The sequence below is a fragment of the Pigmentiphaga sp. CHJ604 genome (genome assembly GCF_036972535.1).
Taxonomy (GTDB): domain Bacteria; phylum Pseudomonadota; class Gammaproteobacteria; order Burkholderiales; family Burkholderiaceae_B; genus Pigmentiphaga; species Pigmentiphaga daeguensis.
In genome coordinates this window covers 5384221-5405114 of the sequence record NZ_CP136998.1, presented here as the reverse complement: position 1 = coordinate 5405114, position 20894 = coordinate 5384221, and the positions used below count along the sequence as shown (strand labels likewise).

24 protein-coding genes are annotated in these 20894 nt (G+C 69.7%); 8 read left to right on the top strand and 16 right to left on the bottom strand.

Going from position 1 to position 20894, the window contains the following annotated elements; translation table 11 throughout:
- Positions 1-2: 2 nt before the first annotated feature.
- From R4823_RS25995 to R4823_RS25980, 4 genes are all read right to left on the bottom strand, one after another.
- Positions 3-776: a hypothetical protein gene (locus R4823_RS25995; RefSeq protein WP_087838710.1), complete on the bottom strand. Its 774-nt coding sequence runs from the start codon at positions 774-776 to the stop codon at positions 3-5.
- Positions 773-1264 (bottom strand): hypothetical protein, encoded by a 492-nt coding sequence (locus R4823_RS25990; RefSeq protein ID WP_087838709.1) that lies wholly within the window; start codon positions 1262-1264, stop codon positions 773-775. The genes R4823_RS25995 and R4823_RS25990 overlap by 4 nt, the downstream gene beginning before the upstream one ends.
- A 13-nt stretch (positions 1265-1277) precedes the next feature.
- A complete protein-coding gene (locus R4823_RS25985; protein ID WP_165404393.1) occupies positions 1278-1982 on the bottom strand; it encodes an EAL domain-containing protein in 705 nt (234 codons plus the stop codon).
- Positions 1983-2194: 212 nt separating this feature from the next.
- Entirely contained in the window at positions 2195-3079 is an 885-nt protein-coding gene (locus tag R4823_RS25980) for a LysR family transcriptional regulator (RefSeq protein WP_130355812.1), read from the bottom strand.
- 100 nt (positions 3080-3179) lie between these two features.
- Here R4823_RS25980 and R4823_RS25975 point away from each other — a divergent pair, with 100 nt between their 5' ends.
- From R4823_RS25975 to R4823_RS25960, 4 genes are read left to right on the top strand one after another with little or no spacing between them, the layout of a single operon-like run.
- On the top strand, positions 3180-4199 hold the full coding sequence (locus R4823_RS25975; RefSeq protein ID WP_338616621.1) for a membrane dipeptidase: 1020 nt from the start codon (positions 3180-3182) through the stop codon (positions 4197-4199).
- Positions 4199-4549, top strand: a complete 351-nt coding sequence (locus R4823_RS25970; RefSeq protein ID WP_338616619.1) for a RidA family protein — start codon at positions 4199-4201, stop codon at positions 4547-4549. The genes R4823_RS25975 and R4823_RS25970 overlap by 1 nt, the downstream gene beginning before the upstream one ends.
- 22 nt (positions 4550-4571) lie before the next feature.
- Positions 4572-5537, top strand: a complete 966-nt coding sequence (locus R4823_RS25965) for a tripartite tricarboxylate transporter substrate binding protein (protein ID WP_338616616.1) — start codon at positions 4572-4574, stop codon at positions 5535-5537.
- 9 nt (positions 5538-5546) lie between these two features.
- Positions 5547-6032, top strand: a complete 486-nt coding sequence (locus R4823_RS25960) for a RidA family protein (RefSeq protein ID WP_279815763.1) — start codon at positions 5547-5549, stop codon at positions 6030-6032.
- 12 nt (positions 6033-6044) lie between these two features.
- On the opposite strand, the gene R4823_RS25955 is transcribed toward R4823_RS25960, so the two are convergent.
- Positions 6045-7091 carry a glycosyltransferase family 1 protein gene (locus R4823_RS25955; protein ID WP_338616613.1) on the bottom strand — a complete coding sequence of 349 codons (1047 nt, stop codon included), beginning with the start codon at positions 7089-7091 and terminating at the stop codon, positions 6045-6047.
- 97 nt (positions 7092-7188) lie between these two features.
- Entirely contained in the window at positions 7189-7404 is a 216-nt protein-coding gene (locus tag R4823_RS25950; RefSeq protein WP_130355806.1) for a DUF1289 domain-containing protein, read from the bottom strand.
- Positions 7405-7559: 155 nt separating this feature from the next.
- On the opposite strand from R4823_RS25950, the gene R4823_RS25945 reads away from it, so the two are divergent.
- Entirely contained in the window at positions 7560-8558 is a 999-nt protein-coding gene (locus R4823_RS25945) for an aldo/keto reductase (RefSeq protein ID WP_207958623.1), read from the top strand.
- On the opposite strand, the gene R4823_RS25940 is transcribed toward R4823_RS25945, so the two are convergent.
- The 6 genes from R4823_RS25940 to R4823_RS25915 all read right to left on the bottom strand — a co-directional run bounded on the left by R4823_RS25940 (position 8555) and on the right by R4823_RS25915 (position 14385).
- Entirely contained in the window at positions 8555-8968 is a 414-nt protein-coding gene (locus tag R4823_RS25940) for an OsmC family protein (RefSeq protein WP_132979564.1), read from the bottom strand. The genes R4823_RS25945 and R4823_RS25940 overlap by 4 nt on opposite strands.
- Positions 8969-9011: 43 nt before the next feature.
- A complete protein-coding gene (locus R4823_RS25935; protein ID WP_132979565.1) occupies positions 9012-10331 on the bottom strand; it encodes an LLM class flavin-dependent oxidoreductase in 1320 nt (439 codons plus the stop codon).
- An 11-nt stretch (positions 10332-10342) separates the two neighbouring features.
- Complete coding sequence (locus tag R4823_RS25930; protein WP_132979566.1) at positions 10343-11329, bottom strand: tripartite tricarboxylate transporter substrate binding protein; 987 nt, start codon at positions 11327-11329, stop codon at positions 10343-10345.
- A gap of 157 nt (positions 11330-11486) precedes the next feature.
- Positions 11487-12299: an amidohydrolase family protein gene (locus R4823_RS25925; protein WP_243724486.1), complete on the bottom strand. Its 813-nt coding sequence runs from the start codon at positions 12297-12299 to the stop codon at positions 11487-11489.
- 13 nt (positions 12300-12312) lie between these two features.
- Positions 12313-13284: a tripartite tricarboxylate transporter substrate-binding protein gene (locus R4823_RS25920; RefSeq protein WP_165963127.1), complete on the bottom strand. Its 972-nt coding sequence runs from the start codon at positions 13282-13284 to the stop codon at positions 12313-12315.
- Positions 13285-13398: 114 nt separating this feature from the next.
- The gene (locus R4823_RS25915) at positions 13399-14385 is read right to left on the bottom strand and encodes a LysR family transcriptional regulator (protein WP_243724487.1); all 987 of its coding nucleotides are present in this window, start codon (positions 14383-14385) and stop codon (positions 13399-13401) included.
- Between the two features lie 82 nt (positions 14386-14467).
- Between R4823_RS25915 and R4823_RS25910 the strand changes: the two genes are divergently transcribed.
- Positions 14468-15457, top strand: a complete 990-nt coding sequence (locus R4823_RS25910) for a tripartite tricarboxylate transporter substrate binding protein (protein ID WP_132979568.1) — start codon at positions 14468-14470, stop codon at positions 15455-15457.
- Between the two features lie 11 nt (positions 15458-15468).
- The gene (locus tag R4823_RS25905; protein ID WP_087838691.1) at positions 15469-16359 is read left to right on the top strand and encodes an amidohydrolase family protein; all 891 of its coding nucleotides are present in this window, start codon (positions 15469-15471) and stop codon (positions 16357-16359) included.
- Positions 16360-16366: 7 nt separating this feature from the next.
- On the opposite strand, the gene metK is transcribed toward R4823_RS25905, so the two are convergent.
- Positions 16367-17527, bottom strand: a complete 1161-nt coding sequence (gene metK / locus R4823_RS25900) for a methionine adenosyltransferase (protein ID WP_087838690.1) — start codon at positions 17525-17527, stop codon at positions 16367-16369.
- A 265-nt stretch (positions 17528-17792) separates the two neighbouring features.
- Here metK and R4823_RS25895 point away from each other — a divergent pair, with 265 nt between their 5' ends.
- The gene (locus R4823_RS25895; RefSeq protein WP_087838689.1) at positions 17793-18638 is read left to right on the top strand and encodes a lysophospholipid acyltransferase family protein; all 846 of its coding nucleotides are present in this window, start codon (positions 17793-17795) and stop codon (positions 18636-18638) included.
- 10 nt (positions 18639-18648) lie between these two features.
- Here R4823_RS25895 and R4823_RS25890 read toward each other — a convergent pair whose 3' ends face one another.
- From R4823_RS25890 to R4823_RS25880, 3 genes are read right to left on the bottom strand one after another with little or no spacing between them, the layout of a single operon-like run.
- Positions 18649-19050: a cupin domain-containing protein gene (locus tag R4823_RS25890; protein WP_087838688.1), complete on the bottom strand. Its 402-nt coding sequence runs from the start codon at positions 19048-19050 to the stop codon at positions 18649-18651.
- On the bottom strand, positions 19034-19915 hold the full coding sequence (locus R4823_RS25885) for a carbon-nitrogen hydrolase family protein (protein ID WP_132979570.1): 882 nt from the start codon (positions 19913-19915) through the stop codon (positions 19034-19036). Before R4823_RS25885 ends, R4823_RS25890 begins: the two co-directional genes overlap by 17 nt.
- Positions 19912-20790, bottom strand: a complete 879-nt coding sequence (locus tag R4823_RS25880) for a 3-keto-5-aminohexanoate cleavage protein (RefSeq protein WP_243724488.1) — start codon at positions 20788-20790, stop codon at positions 19912-19914. The genes R4823_RS25885 and R4823_RS25880 overlap by 4 nt, the downstream gene beginning before the upstream one ends.
- Positions 20791-20894 lie beyond the last annotated feature (104 nt).

Below are 20894 nucleotides of genomic sequence, written 5' to 3'. Positions count from 1 at the left end.
GCTCAGCGGTGGCCGTGCGGCGGATGCAGGTCCGGGTAGACCAGGGACAGCAGCGCCAGGTCCCGCAGGTCTTCGGTGGACAGGTCGGTTGGCGCCAGCGTGCCCAGGGCCCGCATGCCCTTGCGCAGCCAGGCGCGCGACTCGCGTCCGTCGGCGAAATAGCTGCCGGCGAAGATCAGCGCCTTGGCGATATCCGGGCGCGGGCCGTCGCGCCACTGGCGCGAGAAGAAGTGGCGCAGGTAGCGGACCTGGACCACGAGACTGCGGCGGGTGGTCTCGCTGGCCAGCCCGCCGCCGCGCAGATCCCATTTGATCCAGTTGACGATGCGGGGCGCCAGGCTGGGCGCTTCCCATCCGGGGCCGCGGCCCGGACCGTTGGCGACCGCCCAGTTCAATACCAGCGCCCGGTGCCACTCCCGTCGCTGCTCGGCGTCGGCGGCGTTCAGGTCGTCGAAGCGGTGCAGCTGGCCGATCCAGTCCTGGCCCCAGGGCTGATGATGCCAGCCGCGCGAATCCGGCAGGACGCGTTCGATGCCCTGGAAGGAAAAGGCCCGGGGAGCGGTCATGGAGCGGGGGCCGCTGCCGGCCGGCCAGCGCCGCGCGGCGGGCCGCAGCGACGGCGACCGGCCATGGACGGGGTCCATCAGATAGCGCTCGTGGCGCTTCAACCCATGGACGTAGTCGCGGACGAAACGGGACAGGAGGCGGCGCAATCCGGCCGGCGGGCGCCGGTCGCCCCGGACGTGGCCTGCCCCGCCGGTGGCCTGCCGGGTCACAGGAAGTGGCGCAGATCCGTCAGGCACGGGGACTTGAGGTGACGGGCTAGGCATGGCGTCTTGGGCGGAACGGACAAGGTGAAGGGGACGCCGGGCTCGAGCAGGAGGACGATCTGGAAGTCCCGCGGCAAGTGGGGGTATAGCGGCGTCAGTTCTCCCAGATCGAGGTTCGGCAGGGAGACGTTCAGGAACAGCGTCGTCGGCTGCCATTCGGCCAGGACCTGGACGAGGTGCCGCCGGTCGTGCACGGCGCGCGCATGGCAGCCCTGCTGGCTGAGGAAGTCGCAGACGTCGGCGCAGAACCGCTTGCCCATGTCGGCCACCAGCACGCGCTTGTTGGTGCGCGCGGGCGGGGGGGAGGGCGAGGCGACGGCCAGGGCGAAGTCATTGCGGGGGATGCGCTTGGCGCTGCGGCGCGGCGTCTTGCGCGCGGGGCGGGCCTTGGCCGCGGGGGCGGCCGGTTCGTTCCGGGCGGGGGCGGCGGTCATGGTGGCGGTCCGGTCAGTGACGTTCGCCCGCGCAGGCCGCCAGGCGCCACGGGCTGGGCCGCAGCCAGGGAGCATGCAGCGCGGGAAGGCCCGCCAGGACGCCCTGGATCCATACGCCCGCCTCGCGCGGCAGGCGCAGCAGGTCGGCGGGATCGTCCACGCCCTGGATGACGACCGCCGGCGCCAGCCGGCGGCACAGGCGGATCAGGCCGGAGGTGCCGCCCACGCCGTGCAGGCGGCGCGCGCGATGCAGGTATGCCGGAGCGATCCTGACGATGTCGGGACGGGCATCGAGCAGGAAGTCCACGGTGCCGCCGGCCGCGCCGAAATCGTCGATGGCCAGCAGGCAGCCCAGTTTGCGCAGCCGGCCGGCAAGGCCGAGGGCTTGCCGCGATTCCAGCCTGTCGTCGCTCTGGGCCAGTTCGATCACCAGCCGCCGGGCGAGCCGGTTGTCGGCGCGCAGTTCGTCCAGCAGGGGGGCCCAGCCGGCCTCGTCGGCCAGCATGTCCGGCGAGACGGAGCAGCCCAGCGTGATCCAGGGGTGGTCACGCAGGACCGCCATCACGGCCTGGACAAGCGCAAGGCCGGGCGCGTCCCGCGCGTCGTCGTCGGGCGATGCCAGCAGGCGGGACGTGACGCTCTGGTAGAGGTTGCGCGTGCCATCCAGCAGCGACGAGACAGGCTGGAACGCCAGGGCCCGGGCGCCGGGTCCGGGCATGTCGACGTAAGCGGGCGGCGGGGCGGGAAAGGAGAGAGGGAGGGCCGGCTGCGCTGGCGATGGATGGGTAACCTGCATGGAATGCTGCCTTCGACGTCAGTTCTCTCGACCTGCCGTCCATGCCTATGGACCGATAGTCAAGAATGCAAGGATAAGGGGGGCATCGCATCTTTATCTGAGCAAATCTGAGCAAGCGGCCCCGATTCCGCGATTCAGATCGTGGCGGCCATGGTGCGGCTGCAGTCCAGGACCAGGTCCAGCATGGCCTGGGACGCCGGGCTGAGGCTGGCGTCGCGCAGCGTTATCAGGTCGAGGCTGCGGGTTGCGCCCTGGTCGGCCAGGGGCAGCAGGCGGACGGTCCGGCTGGCGGTGACGGCCATGGTCGGCAGCAGCGTGACGCCGAAGCCCTGGGCCACGAAGGTCAGCAGCGACGTGGTGTTGTGCAGGTTCAGCGGCGCCTGTTCCACCAGGCGCGACAGTTCGGGCGAGGAAAAGCGCGAACACAGGCCGTTGGCGATGAACTCGGCCGGATCGATGTCGCGCCAGCGGACCGGCCGTTTCAGCGCGTTCAGGCGGTGCCCGGCGGGGCAGACCAGCACGAAGGGATCCTTCAGCAGCGGTTCGGCCTTCAGGTCCGGGTCGGCATTGGAGGCGGGCGCCGTGGCGATGCCGAAGTCGACGACGCCGGCGGAAACGGCCTGGATCACTGCCGCCGAATCGATGTCCCGCAGGTCGATGCGCACGCCGGGGCGGGTCGCCCGCATGCGGGCAATGGCGGCCGGCAGCAGACGGGTGGCCGCCGACGGCACGGCGGCGATCCGGGCGATGCCCTGGCCGCCCTGCGCGTAGCCGCGCATCTGGGCCAGCGCGGCATCGAAGGCATGCAGCGCCCGCTGCGCCTGGAGATGCACGTGCCGGCCCAGCGGCGTCAGCCGGTTCTTGCGTTCGCCCTCGAACAGGGCTCCGCCCAGTTCCGATTCGATCTGCTTCAGGGTCATCGACAGCGCGGCGGGCGTGCGGCCGACCCGGTCGCCCGCCTCGACCAGCGCGCCCGTGTCCACCACCGCGACGAAAGTCCGTAGTTGATCGATCTTCATTTAAGGAAAATTTGAATTCATTGAATATATTTTAGTTTGACTGAATTTTGCCTGGATCTCTACAGTTTCGCCATCAATGACGCAGGAGCTGGAACCGGGAATGGGCAACGACAGGACGCATTCCTTTCGCATCGATGGGCTGCAATACAACAACTGGTCCGAGAAGATCTTCCGCCAATGGCGGGAGGGCGGCCTGGACGCCGTGCACGTCACCATCGCGTACCACGAGAACTTCCGCGAAATGGTGCAGGTCATCGAACGCTGGAACCGCTGGTTCGAGACTTTCCCCGAGCTCATCGTCCTGGCCCGCGGCGCCGACGACGTGCGCCGGGCACGCGAGGAGGGGCGCACGGCGGTCGTGTTCGGCTGCCAGAATCCTTCGCCCATCGAGGACGACATCGGGCTGGTGGAAGTGCTGCACACGCTGGGCGTGCGCTTCATGCAGCTCACCTACAACAACCAGTCGCTGCTGGCCAGCGGCTGCTACGAAGCGAACGACGGTGGCGTCACGCGCATGGGGCGCGAGGTCATACGCGAGATGAACCGCGTCGGCCTGGTGATCGACATGAGCCACTCGGGCGAGCGTTCGACGCTGGAGGCGATCGAGCTGTCGCGTCGTCCCATCGTCGTCAGCCACGCCAATCCGCACGCCTGGGCGCCCGCGCTGCGCAACAAGTCGGATACGGTCATCAAGGCGCTGGCCGCGTCCGGCGGCATGCTGGGCTTTTCCCTGTATCCCCATCACCTGAAGGACAAGTCCGCCTGCCGGCTGGAAGCGTTCTGCGAGATGGTGGCCCGCACCGCCGAGCTGGCCGGCGTGGAGTCGTTGGGCATAGGTTCGGACCTGTGCCAGGACCAGCCGGACTCCGTCGTGCAGTGGATGCGGATGGGGCGCTACACCAAGCGCATGGACTACGGCGAAGGATCGGCCGCGCAGCCGGGGTTCCCGCCGCAGCCCGACTGGTTCCGGGATAGCCGCGACATGGCCAGGATCGAGGCCGGGCTGCGCGCCGTCGGCTTCTCCGAACGGGACACCGCGATGGTGCTGGGCGAGAACTGGCTGCGCTTCTTCGAGGCGGGTTTCGGACCCATGCAGGCCGAGACGCGGGAGGCGGCGTGATGAGCATCCACAGAGTCGGGCCCGGCAAGCGCATGTCGGAAATCTCGGTCTTCAACGGCGTCCTGTACCTGGCGGGCCAGGTGCCCCGGGAGACACGCGGGCGCGACATACGCGAACAGACGGCCGAAGTGCTGGCCATGATCGACGGGCTGCTGGAAGGCTCGGGCAGCAACCGGTCCCGGCTGCTGTCCTGCCAGATATTCCTGCGGGACATGGCGCTGTTCGCGTCCATGAACGGAGTCTGGGATGCCTGGGTCGCCGCCGGCCAGGCCCCGGCCCGCGCCACGGTGCAGGCCGCGCTGGCTTCGCCCGGGTGCGACATAGAAATCGTCGCGGTCGCCGCGGCCTGAACCGTCAAGAAGGAGACCTTTCATGTCCATGCATCGCGTTGCCGCCGCCGTCCTGGCGCTGTCGTGTGCCGCGGGCGCCCACGCGGCGTCCTTTCCCGGCAAGATGATCCACCTGGTCGTGCCTTTTCCCCCCGGCGGCGTGGCCGATCTCGTGACGCGCACGGTGGGCCAGAAGGTGGCCCAGGACATCGGCCAGCCCGTGGTGGTCGACAACAAGCCGGGCGCAAGCGGCATCATCGGCGCCGAGCACGTGGCGCGGGCGGCGCCCGACGGCTATACGCTGCTGGTGGCGAACCTGCCGGTCATGTCCATCAACGAGCTGCAATACTCGGACCTGCCTTATTCCGCGAGCCGCGATTTCACGCCCGTCGTCATGCTGGCGGACCAACCGTACATCATCGCCGCCAAGCCCGGCCTGCCGGTCGCCGACCTGGCCGCATTCACCCGGCTGGCCAAACAGAAGCCGGGCGCGCTGACCTTCGGTTCGGCGTCCAGTTCGACCTACCTGGCGGGCGAGCTTTTCAACGCACGGGCCGGTACGCGGATGACGCACGTGCCCTACAAGGGCAGCGCGCCCGCCATCAACGACCTGCTGGGCGGACATATCGATCTGCTGCTCGATCCGGTCATCACGCTGTTGCCGCATGCCCGGGCCGGGAAGATCCAGGCCCTGGCGGTGACCTCGCCCACGCGCATCGAGATCGCGCCCGAGATCCCGACCTACAAGGAAGCCGGCCTGGAAGGCCTGGACATTACGTCCTGGCAAGGCATCGTGGCGCCCGCCGCTACCCCGCGCGAGGTGGTCGAGGCCCTGAACGCGGCGTTCAACCGCGCGCTCAAGTCGCCCGAGGTCGCGGCGCGCCTGAAAGAGCAGGGCGTGTCGGTGAAAGGCGGATCCGCCGCCCAGTTCGCGGCCTTCGTCGAGGCCGAGAACCAGCGTTGGGCCAAGCTGGCCCGGGAAGTGGGCTTCAAGCCCACGAAGCGCTAGGAGACGTCCATGCCGAATGCCGATGAACGCCTGCGCGCGCTGGGGCTGGCGCTGCCGCCGCCCACGCCGACACTTTTCTCGTACGCGCCGGCGATCCGGCACCGCGATACCGTCCACGTCGCCGGACAGATCCCCAAGACCGGGGCCGATACGCTCCTGGCCCAGGGGGTCGTGGGCGAGTCGGTGGATGCCGGCATGGGGCGCGAGGCCGTCCGGCTGTGCGTGCTGCACGCCCTGGCGTGGGTGCGGCACCTGGCCGGCGGCTCGCTGGCCGGCGTCGACCGGGTGCTGCGCGTGAACTACTTCTTCCAGGTTGGCCGCGAGCGAGGGCGGTGGTCGGAACTGGCCGACGAAGGGTCCGAGCTGCTGGTGGCGCTGTTCGACGATAGCGGGCGCCATCCGCGTTCCGTCATCGGCGTGAGCGAGCTGCCGCGCAACGCTCCGGTGCTGGTCGACCTGGACATCGCGCTTCGGGAAGGAACGCCCGGCGCCTGACCCTCAGGGCCGCTACACCGCGCCTTGCGGATACCAGTCCAGGTCGGCCTTCTCGCGCTTCGGATCGGCCGGCACCTGCAACTCCAGCAGGCGGGCGGCGATGGCGGTCCAGCTGTGCTCCAGCGCGTGCTGGCGGATGTCGGTGCCCGACAGTTCCAGCGCCCCCATGCAGGCCGCGCGCAGGTTGTCGTGCAGGACGCCGGTGCGTCCTTCGCTTACGACCGCCATCGGCGCCTCGCTGCGATAGGCGGCCACCGGCGTGCCGCAGGCGATCGCCTCCAGCATGACCAGGCCGAAGGTATCGGTCTGGCTGGGGAAGACGAACACGTCGGCGCCCGCGTAGTAGCGCGCCAGCTCGCCGTGCGGCTTCATGCCCAGGAACACCGCGCCGGGATACTTGCGCCGCAGCCGCGCCTCGTCCGGCCCGCCGCCCACCACGACCTTGGTGCCTGGCAAGTCCAGGGACAGGAAGGCATCGAGGTTCTTTTCCCTGGCCAGGCGGCCGACGCTCAGGAAGATGGGGCCGGGGTAGGGCAGCGCGCCGCCCGCTTCGGGACGAAAACGCTCGGTGTCCACGCCGCGCGCCCAGATGTGGAGATTGCCCAGGCCCTTGGCCGCCAGCGTGTCGCGCACGGTGGGAGTCGGAACCAGCACGCGCTGCGAGGGCCGGTGGAACCAGCGCATGAAGCGCCAGGTCCAGTTCGCCGGGATGCCCATCCGCGCCTGGAGATAGTCCGGGAACATGGTGTGGAAGGAAGTGGTGTAGCGCCATCCCCGCTGCCGCGCCAGCCGCCGCGCCGCCAGGCCCAGCGGCCCTTCGGTGGCGATGTGCAGGGTATCGGGCGCGCGGCCCGCCAGCGTGCGCAGCAGGTGCCGGCGCGGTTCCACGCACAGCCGCACGTCGGGTTCGGTGGGGGTGGGGATGGTGCGGCTGCCGACGGGGCTGACGATGATGAGTTCGTGGCCCCAGGACGTCAGCGTCTTCTGCATGTACGTCCAGGTGTGGACGACGCCGTTGATTTGCGGATGCCAGGCATCCGTGACGAGGACGATGCGCATGGGCGGTGGAAGTCGGTGCGATGGCGCCTATTTAGCCTGCGGCATGTGACAGGCCGAAGACTGTCATGACGCGGGGGCCGTGACAAGGCGCAGCCGGTCAGCCCTTGCGCCGGGGATAGCCTTGCGCCCGGATCCGCTGCCAGACCACCTGCTTCTCCTCGGGGCTCATCTGCACCCAGTTGGCCACTTCCATGGCGGTGCGGCCGCATCCGCGGCAGATGTCGTCGAACAGGGTGGAGCACACCGCCACGCAGGGCGAGTCGGGGGTGGAAGAGAGGCTGGGGGAGTCGGAAGCAGGCAACTTGGCGGTCATATGAAGGCAGTGTAACGCCAACGGATGGGCCTTCCGGCGGAGGGCGAGACGCCGACACGACATATCCTTACTTCCAGGGATTGGTTCCAGGAAGCGCCGGGGTGTTCTAGCATAGTCGGTTCCTTCCATTCTCCACCGACGCATCCATCATGACCTTGGCCACCACCCGCCTGGGCCGCACCGGCCTGACCGTCAGCCGCCTCGCGCTCGGCACCATGACCTTCGGCCTGCAGACCGAGGAATCCGTCGCCCGCCAGATCCTGGACAAGGCGGCCCAGGGCGGCATCAACTTCCTGGACACCGCCGACGTCTATCCGCTGGGCGGCGGCTTGAACACCATAGGCGCCACCGAGGAAATCCTGGGCCGCTGGCTGCGCGACGCGCCCGGCGGGCGCGCCGGCTTCGTCGTGGCGACCAAGGCCTTCGGCCGGACCGGTCCGCACCCTTGGGACCAGGGATCGTCGCGCAAGCACCTGTTGGATGCGATCGACGCCTCGCTCGCGCGTCTGCAGACGGACTACGTCGATCTCTACCAGCTGCATGGCGACGACACGCGCACGCCGCTGGACGAGACCCTGGAGGCCCTGGATACCATCGTGCGTTCCGGCCGCGCCCGCTATGTGGGCGTGTCCAACTTCCTGGCGTACCGCCTGGCTCGCGCGCTGGGCAAGTCCGAGCTGCATGGCCTCGTGCGCTTCGTCTCGGTGCAGCCCCGCTACAGCCTGCTGTTCCGCGAGATCGAGCGCGAACTGCTGCCGCTGGCGCAGGAAGAGGGCCTGGGCGTGATTCCGTACAACCCGCTGGCCGGCGGCCTGCTGACCGGCAAGCATCGCCGCGGCGCGCCCACCGAAGGCACCCGCTTCACGCTGGGCACCGCGGCCGAGCGCTACCAGGAGCGTTACTGGGCCGACCGGTATTTCGATACGGTGGATGCGTTGCAGGCGCTGGCCAAGGAGGCGGGCGTGTCGTTGACGACGCTGTCGGTGGCGTGGGTGCTGGCCAATCCGGCCGTCACTGCGCCGCTGCTGGGCGCGAGTCGGCCCGATCAACTGGACGATACGCTGGCGGCGGCGGACTACGTGCTGGACGCGGACCTGAAGCAGCGGCTGGACGAACTGACCCAGGTCTATCGCTGGGGCGATTCGGCGCGCTAATTATCCGCCGTCCGTATGGACACGTGCAGCGGGGCGCCGCGCGACAGCGTCCCGTAGATGGGGCAGGCCGCCTGGAATTCCTCGACCAGGCGTTCGGCCTCCTCCCGGGTCGGGCCGCGCAGGTCGAAATCCAGCGTGATGGAAGCGTAGCGCCCGGCCTCGTTTTCGTCCCGCGCCGAGGCGGCCGCCACGTCCAGATGATGCAGGGCCACGCCGTCGCGGGCGGCGGCATGGGTCACGATCGAGGCCGCGCAACTGGCCAGCGCGGCCACCAGCAGTTCGCCGGCCACCCACGGTTCGCCTGTGCCGCCGCGCTCGGGCGTCGCGCTGGACACGAGGTAGTTGTGGCGGGACTTCAGCAGCCAGGTGCCGGGTTGGCCGGCGGAAGTGGCCAGGGCCTGGTTGGGCATGGGAAGACTCCTGTCGATGTCGAGGAAGGCGCGCAAATACGCGCTAGGGCCGGGCCAGGCCGAGCCGGTCGCGCAGCGTCGTGCCCTCGTAGGCGGTGCGAAACAGGCCGCGGCGCTGCAGCTCCGGCACCACGAGATTGGCGAAATCGTCCAGCCCGCCGAACAGATAGGGGATCTGGATCATGAAGCCGTCGCAGGCTCCCCGCGTGAACCATTGCTCGATGCGGTCGGCCACCTCGCGGTAGCCGCCGATAAAGTCCCGGTTCGTCTTGATCGCGTACTGCTTGCCGATCTGCGCCAGCGACATGCCGTGCTTGCGCGTCAGCTCGGCCACTTCCTTGTAGTGCCCGTGTATGCCTGGCTGTTCGATCTCGGGCAGGGGCGTGTCCTGCGGAAACTGCGACAGGTCGATGTCCAGGTGATAGGCGAGGGTGGACAGGCCCGCCTTGGCGTCGGCCAGGCCGGTCAGCAGCGCATCCTTGGCGCGCGCGATCTCGGCTGTCTCCCCCGTCAGCGGAGCGATGCCCGGCAGGATCTTCAGCCCGTCCGGATCGCGGCCCAGCGCAGCGGCGCGTTCCTTCATCTCGCGGTAGAACTCGCGCGCGGACTCCAGCGAGGCATGGGTGACGAAGATTACGTCGGCCCAGCGCGCGGCGAAATCCTTGCCCCGGCTGGAGGCGCCGGCCTGGATGAACACCGGCCGGCCCTGCGGAGGCCGGCTGACGTTCAGCGGGCCCTCCACGTTGAACCAGCGGCCGTGATGGTCGATGGGCCGCACTTTGGCCGGATCGGCGAACAGGGGGGCCTGCGCGTCGCGCACCAGCGCGCCGTCGTCCCAACTGTTCCACAGCTTGCAGGCCACTTCCAGGAATTCGTCGGCCCGGTCGTAGCGGTCGTCGTGGCCGATGTGGTCGTCGCGGCCGAAGTTGCGTGCCTCGGCATGCTGGAACGAGGTGACGATGTTCCAGGCCGCGCGGCCGTCGCTCAGGTGGTCCAGCGTGGCCAGTGAGCGGGCCACATCATAGGGCTCGAAATAGGTGGTGGAGACCGTGGCGGCCAGCCCCAGGTGCTCGGTGTGCCCGGCGATCAGGGACAGCACCGACAGCGGCTCCAGCCGCAGCGCGCCCAGCGCGCCGTAGCGCAGCTGGCTGTCCAGGCTGTTTTCCAGCCGGGTGGGAATGGCCAGGATGTCGGCGATGAACAGCAGGTCGAAGCAGGCGGCCTCGAGCTTGCGGCCCAGCTTGCGGTAGTAGCGGCCGGACAGCAGATCGAGGTCGGCGCCGGGATAGCGCCAGCCGCCGTGGTTGCCGGATACGGGGCCGGCCGCGGCGAAGGCGGCCAGGTGCAGCTTGCGGTCGGACATGGATTTCTTCCTCAGTCCGCCTTGATGCCGGCCTGCGCGACCAGGGCCTTCCAGTGCGCGTAGTCCCGCGCGACGAAGGATTGGAAGGCCGCGCCTTGCTGGGCCATGGGGTTGGTGCCCAGGTCGGCCAGGCGCTTGCGGGTATCGGGCTGGGCCAGGATGGCCGTCAGGGCCTGCGCCAGCCGCTGCCGGATGCCGGCGGGCAGCCCCGCCGGCGCGAAGACGCCGAACCAGGCGGTGATCTGCGCCCCCGGGATGCCGGCTTCGGCGGTGGTCGGTACGTCGGGCAGCACGGCGCTGCGATGCGCGGCGGTAACGGCCAGGGCCGTCAGCCGGCCGGCGCGCACGTGTTGCTGCGCGGTCGGGGCCAGATCGAACATGAAGTCGACCTGACCGGCCAGCAGGTCGTTCAGCGCGGGGGCGCTGCCCTTGTAGGGAATGTGCGTGATGCGGATCCGCTCGACCGAGCCCAGCAGCTCGCCGCCCAGGTGGTTGGACGAACCGGTGCCGGCCGACGAGTAGTTCAGCTCGCCCGGATGGGCGCGCGCATAGGACACCAGGTCCTTCAGGGTGCGGAACCCGCGCTTGGGATGCGAGACGATGACGTAGGGCACTTCCGCCACCGCCGCCACTGCGGCGAAGTCGCGCACCGGGTCGTAGCCGATGTCGGACTGCAACGCCGGATTGATGGCATGCGAGGTACTCGTGCCGACGAACAGCGTATGGCCGTCGGCCGGCGCGCCGGCCACGTAGCGGGCGCCGATGGCGGTGCCGCCGCCGGCGCGGTTCTCGACCAGCACGGGCTGGCCGAGTTCCGGGGCCAGGCGTTCGGCCAGTAGCCGTCCCAGGATGTCGGCCGTGCCGCCGGGCGGATAGGGCACGACGATACGGACCGGCTTGTCGGGATAGGAAGGTTGGGCGGCCGCGCCTAGCGAGGCGGCGCCGAAAGCCAGGGCTATGCCCAGGCGGGACAGGGAACGAAGGAGTATGGGAGCCATGAGGACACGCGCGCCGGGCGGACGGGGCCGCCGGCCAGGACAGGTGCGCGCAGGACGAATCGCTGCGCAGTCGGACCGTTCATCCTAGGTGCCGGGCTCCGCGGGGCCAACGAATAAAAACGACGATGCTTATGCGTTTCGCGTTGGCCGCGGGGATTCAGGAGAAATAGAAGCGCAGCGCGTTGCCGCCGAAGATGCGGCGCCGGTCGGCCGGGTCCGGGATCGTCTCTTCCAGCCACGTGATGGCGGCCTCGTAGGTCATGGTCGATTCCGCGCCCACGAAGGGGCAGTCGCTGGCCCACATCAGCCGGTCCACGTCCACTTCGCGGTACAGCGCCTGCGCGCATTCGCGGGCATTGGCTCCCAGCCGGTAGGCGCCCGACAGCTTCACCCAGGTGCGACCCTTGCGGACCGACCGCAGCATGGCCTGGAAACCTTCGCTGGCCGTTCCCGAGACCGGATCGGGCCGGCCGATGTGATCGATGACGATCTTCACGCCGGATTGCTCGAGCAAGGGCAGCACCGCCGGCAGCCGGGGACCCTCGATGTGCACGTGCACGTGCCAGTCCAGGTCCACCAGCCGGCGCAGGAACTTGCGATAGTTCCACGAGTCCAGGTCGGGCAGTTCCGGCAGGCCGATGAAAGGCAGCCGCACGCCCCGCATGCCGGCGGCGTGCATGGCATCCAGCGAGACCTTCTCCACGGCGGGGTCGGTGATGATGGTTCCGCGCAATCGCGCCGACTTGCCCAGAGACTCGAGCACGTAGTCGTTGTAATCCCCCCAGGGACTGGCGGCGGCGATGACGGCGTAGTGCACGCCATGCCGGTCCATGGTGTCCAGCAGTTGCTCCACCGTGAAGCTGTAGTCCGGGCTGTGCCGCGGGTTGGGCACGAGCGGCATGTCGCGCGTGAAGACGTGGACGTGGGCATCGACCAGTACCGCGTCGGCCGGGGAAGTCGCGAAGGTCACGGAAAAGCTCCTGCTAGTTCTGTTGCATGGGAATGCCCGCCTTGCGGATGACGTCGGCCCACTTGGCGATGTCACGCTTGAACACGTCCGCCAGCTCCTCGCGCGTGCTGCCCTGGGCCTGCGTGCCGAGTTCCTCCAGGCGCTGGCGGATGGCGGGTTCGCGCAGTACTTCGTTCAGCGCGGCGTTCAGGCGGTCCAGCCTGCGGGGCGGCGTGCCGGCCGGTGCGAACAAGGCGTTCCAGCCGGCGACTTCGTAGCCGGGCACGCCGCTCTCGGCCACGGTGGGCACCTTGGGCAGCCAGCTCGAGCGGCGGCTGCCGGTGGCCGCGATCGGCGTTGCCTGGCCCGACGTGATGGCGCCCTTGAGCGCCGCATAGGACTCGAACATCACGTCGACGTCGCCGCGCAGCAAGGCGGTCAGCACTTCGGGCGTGCTCTTGAAGGGCACGACCATGGCATCGATGCCGGCCATGGACTTGAACAGTTCGGCCGACAGGTTCTGCGTGCTGCCCGGGTTGATGGTGCCCAGCACCAGTTGGCGTTTCCTGCCCTCGGCCAGCAGCGCGGGCAGGGATTGCAGCTTGCCCTTGGCGTTGGTCAGCAGCACCAGGTCGAAGTAGGCGACGGTGGAGACGGGTTCGAAATCGGCGACGAGGTCGTAGGGCAGCTTGAAGAGGGTCTTGCTGATCGCCGTGCCGTTGGCGAACAGCGCGAGCGTATAGCCGTCGCGCGGCGCGCCCAGTACGGCGTTGGCGGCCACCACGCCGCCCGCGCCGGGCTTGTTCTCGACCACGACCTGCTGGCCCAGGCGTTCGGACAGGCGCTGCGTGACCAGGCGCAGCGAGATGTCGGCCAGCCCGCCGACGCCGAAGGGCACGACCACGCGTATGGGCTGCTCGGGGTAGCGGTCGTCCTGCGCGTGTAGCGGGGCGGTGGCGGCGAACATCAGCGCGGCGGCAATGGGCCGCGCGGCGCGGTGGAACATGGCGGTCTCCTCGTGGCGCGGTCCGGGCCCGTGCCGAGGCATGCGGGAGGACCGTCGATTCGCCGCCAGTCTAGGCAACCGGGGTGGCGCGGACAAATGAATTGTTTGGCGGATTCATGCGCGCCGTTCATGGACGGCCGTCAGGCGGTCCCGGATCTCGGCCACCAGCAGGTCGCGCATGGCCTGCGCGGCCGGAGCGAGCACGGCGCCGTGGCGCGTGACCACCGCCAGATGACGTGCCACCGAGGGACCGGCCAGCGGCCGCGTGACCACGCCGGGCGCCCTGGTGGCCGACAGCGCCGGCACCACGGTCAGCCCCAGCCCGTTGGCGACGAAGTCCAGTGCGATCGACGTGTGCTGGGCCTCGTAGGCCCAGCGGAACTGCAGGCGGCGATCGCCCAGCGCATCGTCGATGGTGGCCGCGTTGCCGGCGGGCAGGCTGATGCGGATCAGGGGTTCGCCGCGCAGGCGCTCCCAGTCCACTTCCCTGGCTCGCGCCAGGCGGTGGCGGGGCGGGCAGGCCAGCACGAACGGTTCTTCGGCGAACACGTCCATGTCCAGCCCGAACCGGTTCGAGCTGGCCAGCGACACGCCGAAGGCCGCGGTGCCGTTGTGCACGTGCTCGGCGATCTCGCCGATGGAATCGTCCAGCACGCGCACCGAGATGTCCGGATGCTGCGTCGCGAAGCGCAGCAGCGCCGGCGACAACTGGGTGGCCGCCAGGGTCGGCAGGCAGCCGAACACCAGCCAGTGCGGCGCGCTGCCCGCGTGCTGGCGCACGGTGTCGTAGGACAGCTCCAGCTCCTGCATGGCCTTGCGCACGCGCGGCAGCAGGGCGCGGCCGGCATCGGTCAGCGTGATCGCGCGCGTGGTGCGCGTCAGCAGCTTCATGCCCAGGCTGTCCTCCAGCTTGCGCAGGCGATGGCTGACCGCCGTCTGGGACAGGTTCAGGTGCGTGGCGGCCGGCAGGAAGCCGCCTTGCTCGACGATGCAGAGAAAGGCCTGCATGCCGAGGAAATCGATTTGCATGGATGCCTCGTCGGAAGGAAAACGGCACAGCGACATCATCATCACGAGCGGGGCGGCATGCAAGGAATTCATGGACTGGTGCAAAACAATCATTTGAGGCGGGTCGGCCACCGCCTCTAAGCTCAGCGTCCCGCAAACCAGGAGGCGAGACCCGATGCCGTGCCCATACCCTGTCCGTCGCGCGTGGCTGCATGCCACCGCCTGCCTCGGCGCCAGCCTGGCACTGGCCGCGCCGGCCCAGGCTTCCCGCTATCCGTCCCGGCCGGTCACGATGGTGGTGCCGTTCTCGGCCGGCGGTTCGGTGGACGCCGTGGCGCGCATGCTGGCCGCGCAGCTCGGCCGGCGGCTCGACGCTCAGTTCGTGGTCGAGAACGTTCCTGGCGCCGGTGGCGTGATCTCCACCCAGCGCGTCGCCCGCGCGGCGCCCGACGGCTATACGCTGCTGTTCACCACGCCCAACCACACCATCAATCCGGCGATCACGCCACGCCTGTCCTTCGATACGGAAAAGGACTTCGCGCCCATCGGACTCATCGCGCAGATCCCCGAGCTGCTGGTGGCCAACGGCCAGCAGCCCTTCGACGACTTCAAGGGCTTCGTCGATTTCGCCCGCAAGAACCCGGGCAAGCTGACCTACGGTTCGGCAGGCAACGGCACGCTGCCCCACGTCACGATGGAACTCCTGCTGGAGAGACTGGGCATCCAGGTCGTGCACGTGCCCTACAAGGGGGCGGCGCCGGCGCTCAACGACCTGCTGGGTGGCCAGATCGCGGTCAAGATGGACACCGTCACCACCTCGCAGCCGCATTTCGCCAGCGGACGGATCAAGCCGCTGGCCATCGCCAGCGCGAAGCGCTCCGCGTTGCTGCCCGAGGTGCCGACCATCGCCGAGTCCGGCGTGCCGGGCTACGAAGGCATCCTGTGGCTGGGCGTGCTGGCGCCGGCGGGCACGCCGCGCGAGGTGATCGACGTGTTGCACCGGACGATGGCGGATATCGGCAAGGACCCCGCCTGGAACAGCCAGTTGCAGGCGGCGGGCGTGGAGCCCAGGACCAGCACGCCCGAGGACTTCGCCGGCATGATCTCGGCCGAGATCCGGCAATGGAAGGACGTGGTGCGGCGTGCCCGCATCACCGCGAACTGATGGAGAACCCCATGTCCGGCCAGGACGCGCTTCCGCTGACGCCGCCGCCCGACCCGCACCCGCGCAAGCCCCGGCTGGCCGCGCCGGCGGGCGCCATCGATTGCCATGTGCACTTGTTCGGACCCGCCAGCCGCTATCCGTTCCACCCGGGCAGCAAGTACCGCTCGGCGGACGCACTGCCCGAAACCAACATCGCCTTGCAGGACACCTTGGGATTGTCCGGCGCGGTGGTGGTCAGCGGCGCCGGCTACGGCCAGAACCCGGACCACCTGGCCGAAGTGCTGCGGCGCTTCCCGGACCGCTTTCGCGGCGTGGCGCTGCTGCCCGACGACGTGGACCGCGCGCGCGTGGCCGAGCTCGACGCGCTGGGCGTGCGCGGCGCCCGCTTCGTCAGCCACGGCCATCGCGGCGCCTTGCCCCGATTGTCGTCGCCGCGCATCCCCGAGCTGATCGCCGAGTTCGGCTGGCACGTCCAGTTCTATCCGCATGGCACTGACCTGGTCGAACATGCCGATGCGCTGCTGCGGCTGCCCAACCGCATCGTGCTGGACCACTTCGCCTGCATTCCCGCCGCGGGCGGGGTGGAGCAGCCGGCCTTCCGGCGGCTGCTGGAGCTGCTGGATACCGGGCGTGTGTGGGTGAAGATCTCCGGCCCCATGCGCTGCACGGCACAGGACTACCCCTATGCCGCCGTCACGCCTCTGGCGCGCGCGTTGGTGCGCCATGCGCCCGAACGCCTGTTGTGGGGCAGCGACTGGCCCCACACGAACATGCAGGGCAGGGGCATGCCCAACGACGGCGACCTGTTCGACCTGCTGGCCGAGTGGGTGGAGGACCGTTCGGTGCTCGAACGGATCCTGGTCCGCAATCCGCGCGAAGTCTACGGAGACTTCGGCGGGTAGCGAGGCGTTACCGCGCCGACCGCAGCGCAGCCGCCTTGTCGGTGGCTTCCCAGCTGAACTCGGGCTCGGAGCGGCCGAAGTGGCCGTAGGCGGCCGACTTCTGGTAGATCGGGCGCAGCAGGTCCAGCATGTTGACGATGCCCTTCGGACGCAGGTCGAAGTGCTCGCGCACCAGCTTGGCGATCTGGTCGTCGGGGATGACGCCGGTGCCGTAGGTGTCGACCGTGATGTTGATGGGCTCGGCCACGCCGATGGCGTAGCTGACCTGGATCTGCGCGCGCGTGGCCAGGCCCGCGGCGACGATGTTCTTGGCCACGTAGCGGGCGGCATACGCGGCCGAACGGTCGACCTTGGACGGGTCCTTGCCCGAGAACGCGCCGCCGCCGTGCGGGCACGCGCCGCCGTAGGTGTCGACGATGATCTTGCGGCCGGTCAGGCCGCAGTCGCCCTGCGGGCCGCCGATGACGAAGCGGCCGGTGGGGTTGACCAGGTAGCGGGTCTTGTCGGTGATCAGGCCATCGGGGAAGGTCTTCTTGATGATCTCTTCGATGACGGCTTCGCGGATGGTGTCCTGGCTGACGTCCGGCGAGTGCTGCGTGGACAGCACCACGGTGTCGACCTCGACCGGCTTGCCGTCGACGTAGCGGAAGGTGACCTGCGACTTGGCGTCGGGACGCAGCCACGGCAGGCGGCCGTCCTTGCGCAGTTCGCTCTGGCGCTGGACCAGGCGGTGCGAATACCAGATCGGCGCGGGCATCAGGTCGGGCGTTTCGCTGCACGCGTAGCCGAACATCAGGCCCTGGTCGCCGGCGCCCTGGTTCAGGTAGTCGTCCGAGGCGCGGTCCACGCCCTGGGCGATGTCGGGCGACTGCTTGTCGTAGGCGACCAGTACCGCGCAGCCCTTGTAGTCGATGCCGTAGTCGGTGTTGTCGTAGCCGATGCGCTTGATGGTGTCGCGGGCGACCTGGATGTAGTCGACGTTGGCGCGCGTGGTGATCTCGCCCGCCAGCACGACCAGGCCGGTGTTGCACAGCGTTTCCGCAGCCACGCGCGAGGTCGGGTCCTGCGCGAGGATGGCGTCCAGGATGGCGTCGGAGACCTGGTCGGCGACTTTGTCGGGGTGTCCTTCGGAGACGGATTCCGAAGTGAAGAGGTAGGAATTGGCCACTCGATAGTCCTTTGAAAGCTGACCGGCGCGCACGCCGGCTATCGGTTCCGCGGCGTGTTGCACGTTGCTGGGTCTTGGACCTGTGGCGAGCAGCGACGCTTTAGCGGCATTTATGCGCGCACCGGACGGGCCGGCGCCGCGATCGCCCCGCAAGTTGTCTGTTAACTCGGCGATCTTTTCCATTTTAGGGGAAAATCCCGATGGAGCCCACCCCCCAGCCGGCAACGTGGCCGCGGGGCCTGTTCTTCGAGGTTCGGATCGTTCGATGCTGCTGACTTTCTATCGTTTGCTCGCGCGGCTGCCGCTGGGCTGGCTGCACCGCCTGGGGCGCTGCCTGGGGCTGCTGGTGTATCGCAGTTCCGCCGACTATGCCGCGCGCCTGCGCGCCAACGCCGCCCTGGGCGGCTATGAAGGCGAGGATTTCGCGCGCCGCTCGGCCGCCGCCGCGGGGGAGGGCGCGCTGGAGATCCCGCGCGTCTGGTTCCGTCCCGACCGGGCGCTGGCCGAGTGCCGCACCGACGACTGGGACGCGGTGCAGGGCGCGCTGGACGAGGGCAAGGGCATCCTGTTCCTGACGCCGCACCTGGGCTGCTTCGAGGTCGCGGCGCGTTACTACGCCCACCGGGGCGGCCCCATCACGGTGCTTTACCGGCCGCCGCGCAAGGCCTGGGTATCGCAGCTGGTCGAGGGCGGCCGGCGCGGTCCGAACCTGGACACCGCGCCCGCCAACCTGCAGGGCGTGCGCCAGCTGGTGCGGGCCCTGCGCCGTGGCGAGGCCATCGGCATCCTGCCGGACCAGGTGCCCGGCAACGGCGAAGGCGTCTGGGCGCCGTTCTTCGGCAAACCCGCTTTCAGCATGGTGCTGCCCGGCCGGCTGGCGGCGCAGACCGGCGCCGCCGTGGTCCTGGCGGCGGGCGAGCGACTGCCCGGCGGGCAGGGCTGGAAGGTCCATTTCGTGCGGCTACCCGGCCCGGTGCCCGAGACGGCCGAAGACCAGGCCGCCTGGGTCAATGCCGGCATGGAGGCCATGATCCGGCGTTGTCCCGAGCAATACCTGTGGGGCTACAACCGCTACAAGGCGCCACGCGGCGAGACCCCGCCGGCGGCATGACGCGCGGGTATCACTCGGTGAAGAACTTCGCCCCGCCGAAGAAGCGGTTGGGCTTCATGAAGACCGAGAGGAAGGTCGCCCCTTCCGGGGCGCGGGCGATGTGGATGTTGCCGCCCGGCCGCCAGACGAAGCCCCCCGGACCCACCTCGCCCTCGTCGTCCACCAGGCGTCCGGACAGGATGTAGGTTTGCTCCAGCGCCGTGTGCTCGTGCAGGGGCACGACCGAACCGGGCGCCATCCGGAACAGGATGGTCGACATGCCGCTGTCGGCATCGGCATACAGGATCTTCATGTCGATGCCGGGGAAGTCCGTCGGGTGCCAGGCCATGGCGGCGGCATCGACGTAGCGCGAGCGAAGGTTCGGGGGCTGGCTCGGCCGGGCGGGCGAGCGCTGTTCATGCGGTTGTGTCATGAGGCATTCCGTCGGAGGGAACAAGTGGGGAAGGGCCCGCCAGCCGCAGGCTGAACGCGCGCTCGTGGGACAGGCCGGGCAGCTCCGCGCGGACCCGAGTCACGGCGGCCAGGTCCAGCGGCACGGTCAGGCAGTCGGGCTCGTCGCCCAGTTCGCCCAGCGTGTCGCCCCAGGGGCCCAGCGCCAGGCTGTGGCCGTAGCTGGCCCGGCCGCCGGGGCTGTCGCCGCAGGTCGCGGGCGCCAGCACGAAGGCGCCGTTCTCGATGGCGCGGGCGCGCAGCAGCGCATGCCAGTGGGCGGCGCCGGTGGCGCGGGCGAAGGCGGCGGGGACCACCAGGATCTGCGCGCCGGCCAGTGCCAGCGCGCGATACAGGCCGGGAAAGCGCAGGTCGTAGCAAATGGACAGCCCCACGCGTCCCCAGGGGGTATCGACCACGACGGCCTCGTCGCCCGCGGTGTAGGCCGACGACTCGCGTATCGTCCTGCCGTCGGGCAGCGTGGCGTCGAACAGGTGGAGCTTGTCGTAGCGGGCGGCCAGGCCGCCTTCGGCATCGAACAGCAGGCTGCGGTTGAACATGCTGCGCGGTCCGTCGGGAACCACCAGCGAACCCAGCAACACCCACATGCCCAGGTCCCGCGCGAGGCTGCGCACGGCGGCCTCGACGTCGTCGGCGCGGTCGGCCGCGGCCCGCATGGCCTGCCGGCTGCCGTGCAGCATGGCGGCGTACTCGGGCAGAAGCAGCCACTGGGCGCCCTGGCTGCGCGCCCGCAGGGCCATGGCCGCCAACTCGTCCAGGTTGCGGTCCAGGTCCGGGCCCGGGCACACTTGCGCCAGCGCGACGCGCACCGGTTCTTCCATGGTCATCGTGGCGTCAGTCCGATCATGCGCCGCGCCTCGTCGGGCGCGGCGGGCTCCATGTCGAGCGCATGCAGGATCTCCACCGCGCGCCGGACCAGCTCCGCGTTGCTGCGCGCCTGTACGCCTTGCGACAGGTACAGGTTGTCCTCCAGCCCCACGCGCACGTGGCCGCCCAGCAGCGCCGCCTGCGCCAGCATCGGGAACTCCTGGCGGCCGATGCCGAAGGCCGCCCAGCGCGCGCCCGCCGGCAGCTGGCCGCGCAGGTGCATCATGGTCTCGCTGTTGGCGGGCGCGCCCCACGGTACGCCCAGCACCAGCTGCCATAGCGGGTCGGGTTCGATCACGCCGCGATCGATCAGGTGCCGCGCCAGCGCGATGTGGCCGGTGTCGAAGATCTCCAGTTCGGCCTTGGAGCCGGCCTCGCGGATCACGGCGGCGATGGCCTCGATGTGGTCCGGCACGTTGATGAGCGCTCCCTTGCCGAAGTTGAGCGATCCCATGTCCAGCGTGCAGATCTCCGGCCGCAGCGCCAGGATGTGGGCGCAGCGCTCGGCCGGCGGGCGCAGGTTGGAGCCGGCCGCCGCGGCGTTCGGCGCGGAGGCGTCGGGCAGGAAGCGTGCGCCGGCGCCGGTGGTCAGGTTCAGGATGACGGGCGAGCCGCTGTCGCGCACGCGCTCCACCACTTCCCGGTAGAGCGCGGGGTCCAGCGATGGCTTGCCGGTGGCCGGGTCGCGCACGTGGATGTGGGCGATGGCGGCGCCCGCGCGGCAGGCTTCGATGGCCGACTCCGCGATCTGGCGCGGCGTGACCGGGACGGCCGGGAATCGCCCGGCCGTGTCATCCCCGCCCGTGATGGCGCAGGTCAGGATGGGGGTGGGCACTATCTCCTCCTTAAATACATACGTTTGTTTAAATTATAGACGCGGCAAAATAAGGCGGTCAACGCTTCCGACGTACAATCGGGACTCGTTCCCGTTACGGCCTT

What these genes read in the sequence shown, in the direction of transcription:
- R4823_RS25940 (WP_132979564.1), bottom strand. Translation starts at nt 8,968, where the DNA reads ATGCCCAACCAGGCCCTGGCCACTTCCGCCGGCCAACCCGGCACCTGG.
- R4823_RS25985 (WP_165404393.1), bottom strand. Translation starts at nt 1,982, where the DNA reads ATGCCCGGACCCGGCGCCCGGGCCCTGGCGTTCCAGCCTGTCTCGTCG.
- R4823_RS25960 (WP_279815763.1), top strand. Translation starts at nt 5,547, where the DNA reads ATGCCGAATGCCGATGAACGCCTGCGCGCGCTGGGGCTGGCGCTGCCG.
- R4823_RS25910 (WP_132979568.1), top strand. Translation starts at nt 14,468, where the DNA reads ATGCCGTGCCCATACCCTGTCCGTCGCGCGTGGCTGCATGCCACCGCC.
- R4823_RS25890 (WP_087838688.1), bottom strand. Translation starts at nt 19,050, where the DNA reads ATGACACAACCGCATGAACAGCGCTCGCCCGCCCGGCCGAGCCAGCCC.
- R4823_RS25920 (WP_165963127.1), bottom strand. Translation starts at nt 13,284, where the DNA reads ATGTTCCACCGCGCCGCGCGGCCCATTGCCGCCGCGCTGATGTTCGCC.
- R4823_RS25955 (WP_338616613.1), bottom strand. Translation starts at nt 7,091, where the DNA reads ATGCGCATCGTCCTCGTCACGGATGCCTGGCATCCGCAAATCAACGGC.
- R4823_RS25905 (WP_087838691.1), top strand. Translation starts at nt 15,469, where the DNA reads ATGTCCGGCCAGGACGCGCTTCCGCTGACGCCGCCGCCCGACCCGCAC.
- R4823_RS25935 (WP_132979565.1), bottom strand. Translation starts at nt 10,331, where the DNA reads ATGTCCGACCGCAAGCTGCACCTGGCCGCCTTCGCCGCGGCCGGCCCC.
- R4823_RS25950 (WP_130355806.1), bottom strand. Translation starts at nt 7,404, where the DNA reads ATGACCGCCAAGTTGCCTGCTTCCGACTCCCCCAGCCTCTCTTCCACC.
- R4823_RS25915 (WP_243724487.1), bottom strand. Translation starts at nt 14,385, where the DNA reads ATGAATTCCTTGCATGCCGCCCCGCTCGTGATGATGATGTCGCTGTGC.
- R4823_RS25975 (WP_338616621.1), top strand. Translation starts at nt 3,180, where the DNA reads ATGGGCAACGACAGGACGCATTCCTTTCGCATCGATGGGCTGCAATAC.
- R4823_RS25885 (WP_132979570.1), bottom strand. Translation starts at nt 19,915, where the DNA reads ATGACCATGGAAGAACCGGTGCGCGTCGCGCTGGCGCAAGTGTGCCCG.
- R4823_RS25965 (WP_338616616.1), top strand. Translation starts at nt 4,572, where the DNA reads ATGTCCATGCATCGCGTTGCCGCCGCCGTCCTGGCGCTGTCGTGTGCC.
- R4823_RS25990 (WP_087838709.1), bottom strand. Translation starts at nt 1,264, where the DNA reads ATGACCGCCGCCCCCGCCCGGAACGAACCGGCCGCCCCCGCGGCCAAG.
- R4823_RS25930 (WP_132979566.1), bottom strand. Translation starts at nt 11,329, where the DNA reads ATGGCTCCCATACTCCTTCGTTCCCTGTCCCGCCTGGGCATAGCCCTG.
- R4823_RS25895 (WP_087838689.1), top strand. Translation starts at nt 17,793, where the DNA reads ATGCTGCTGACTTTCTATCGTTTGCTCGCGCGGCTGCCGCTGGGCTGG.
- R4823_RS25970 (WP_338616619.1), top strand. Translation starts at nt 4,199, where the DNA reads ATGAGCATCCACAGAGTCGGGCCCGGCAAGCGCATGTCGGAAATCTCG.
- R4823_RS25980 (WP_130355812.1), bottom strand. Translation starts at nt 3,079, where the DNA reads ATGAAGATCGATCAACTACGGACTTTCGTCGCGGTGGTGGACACGGGC.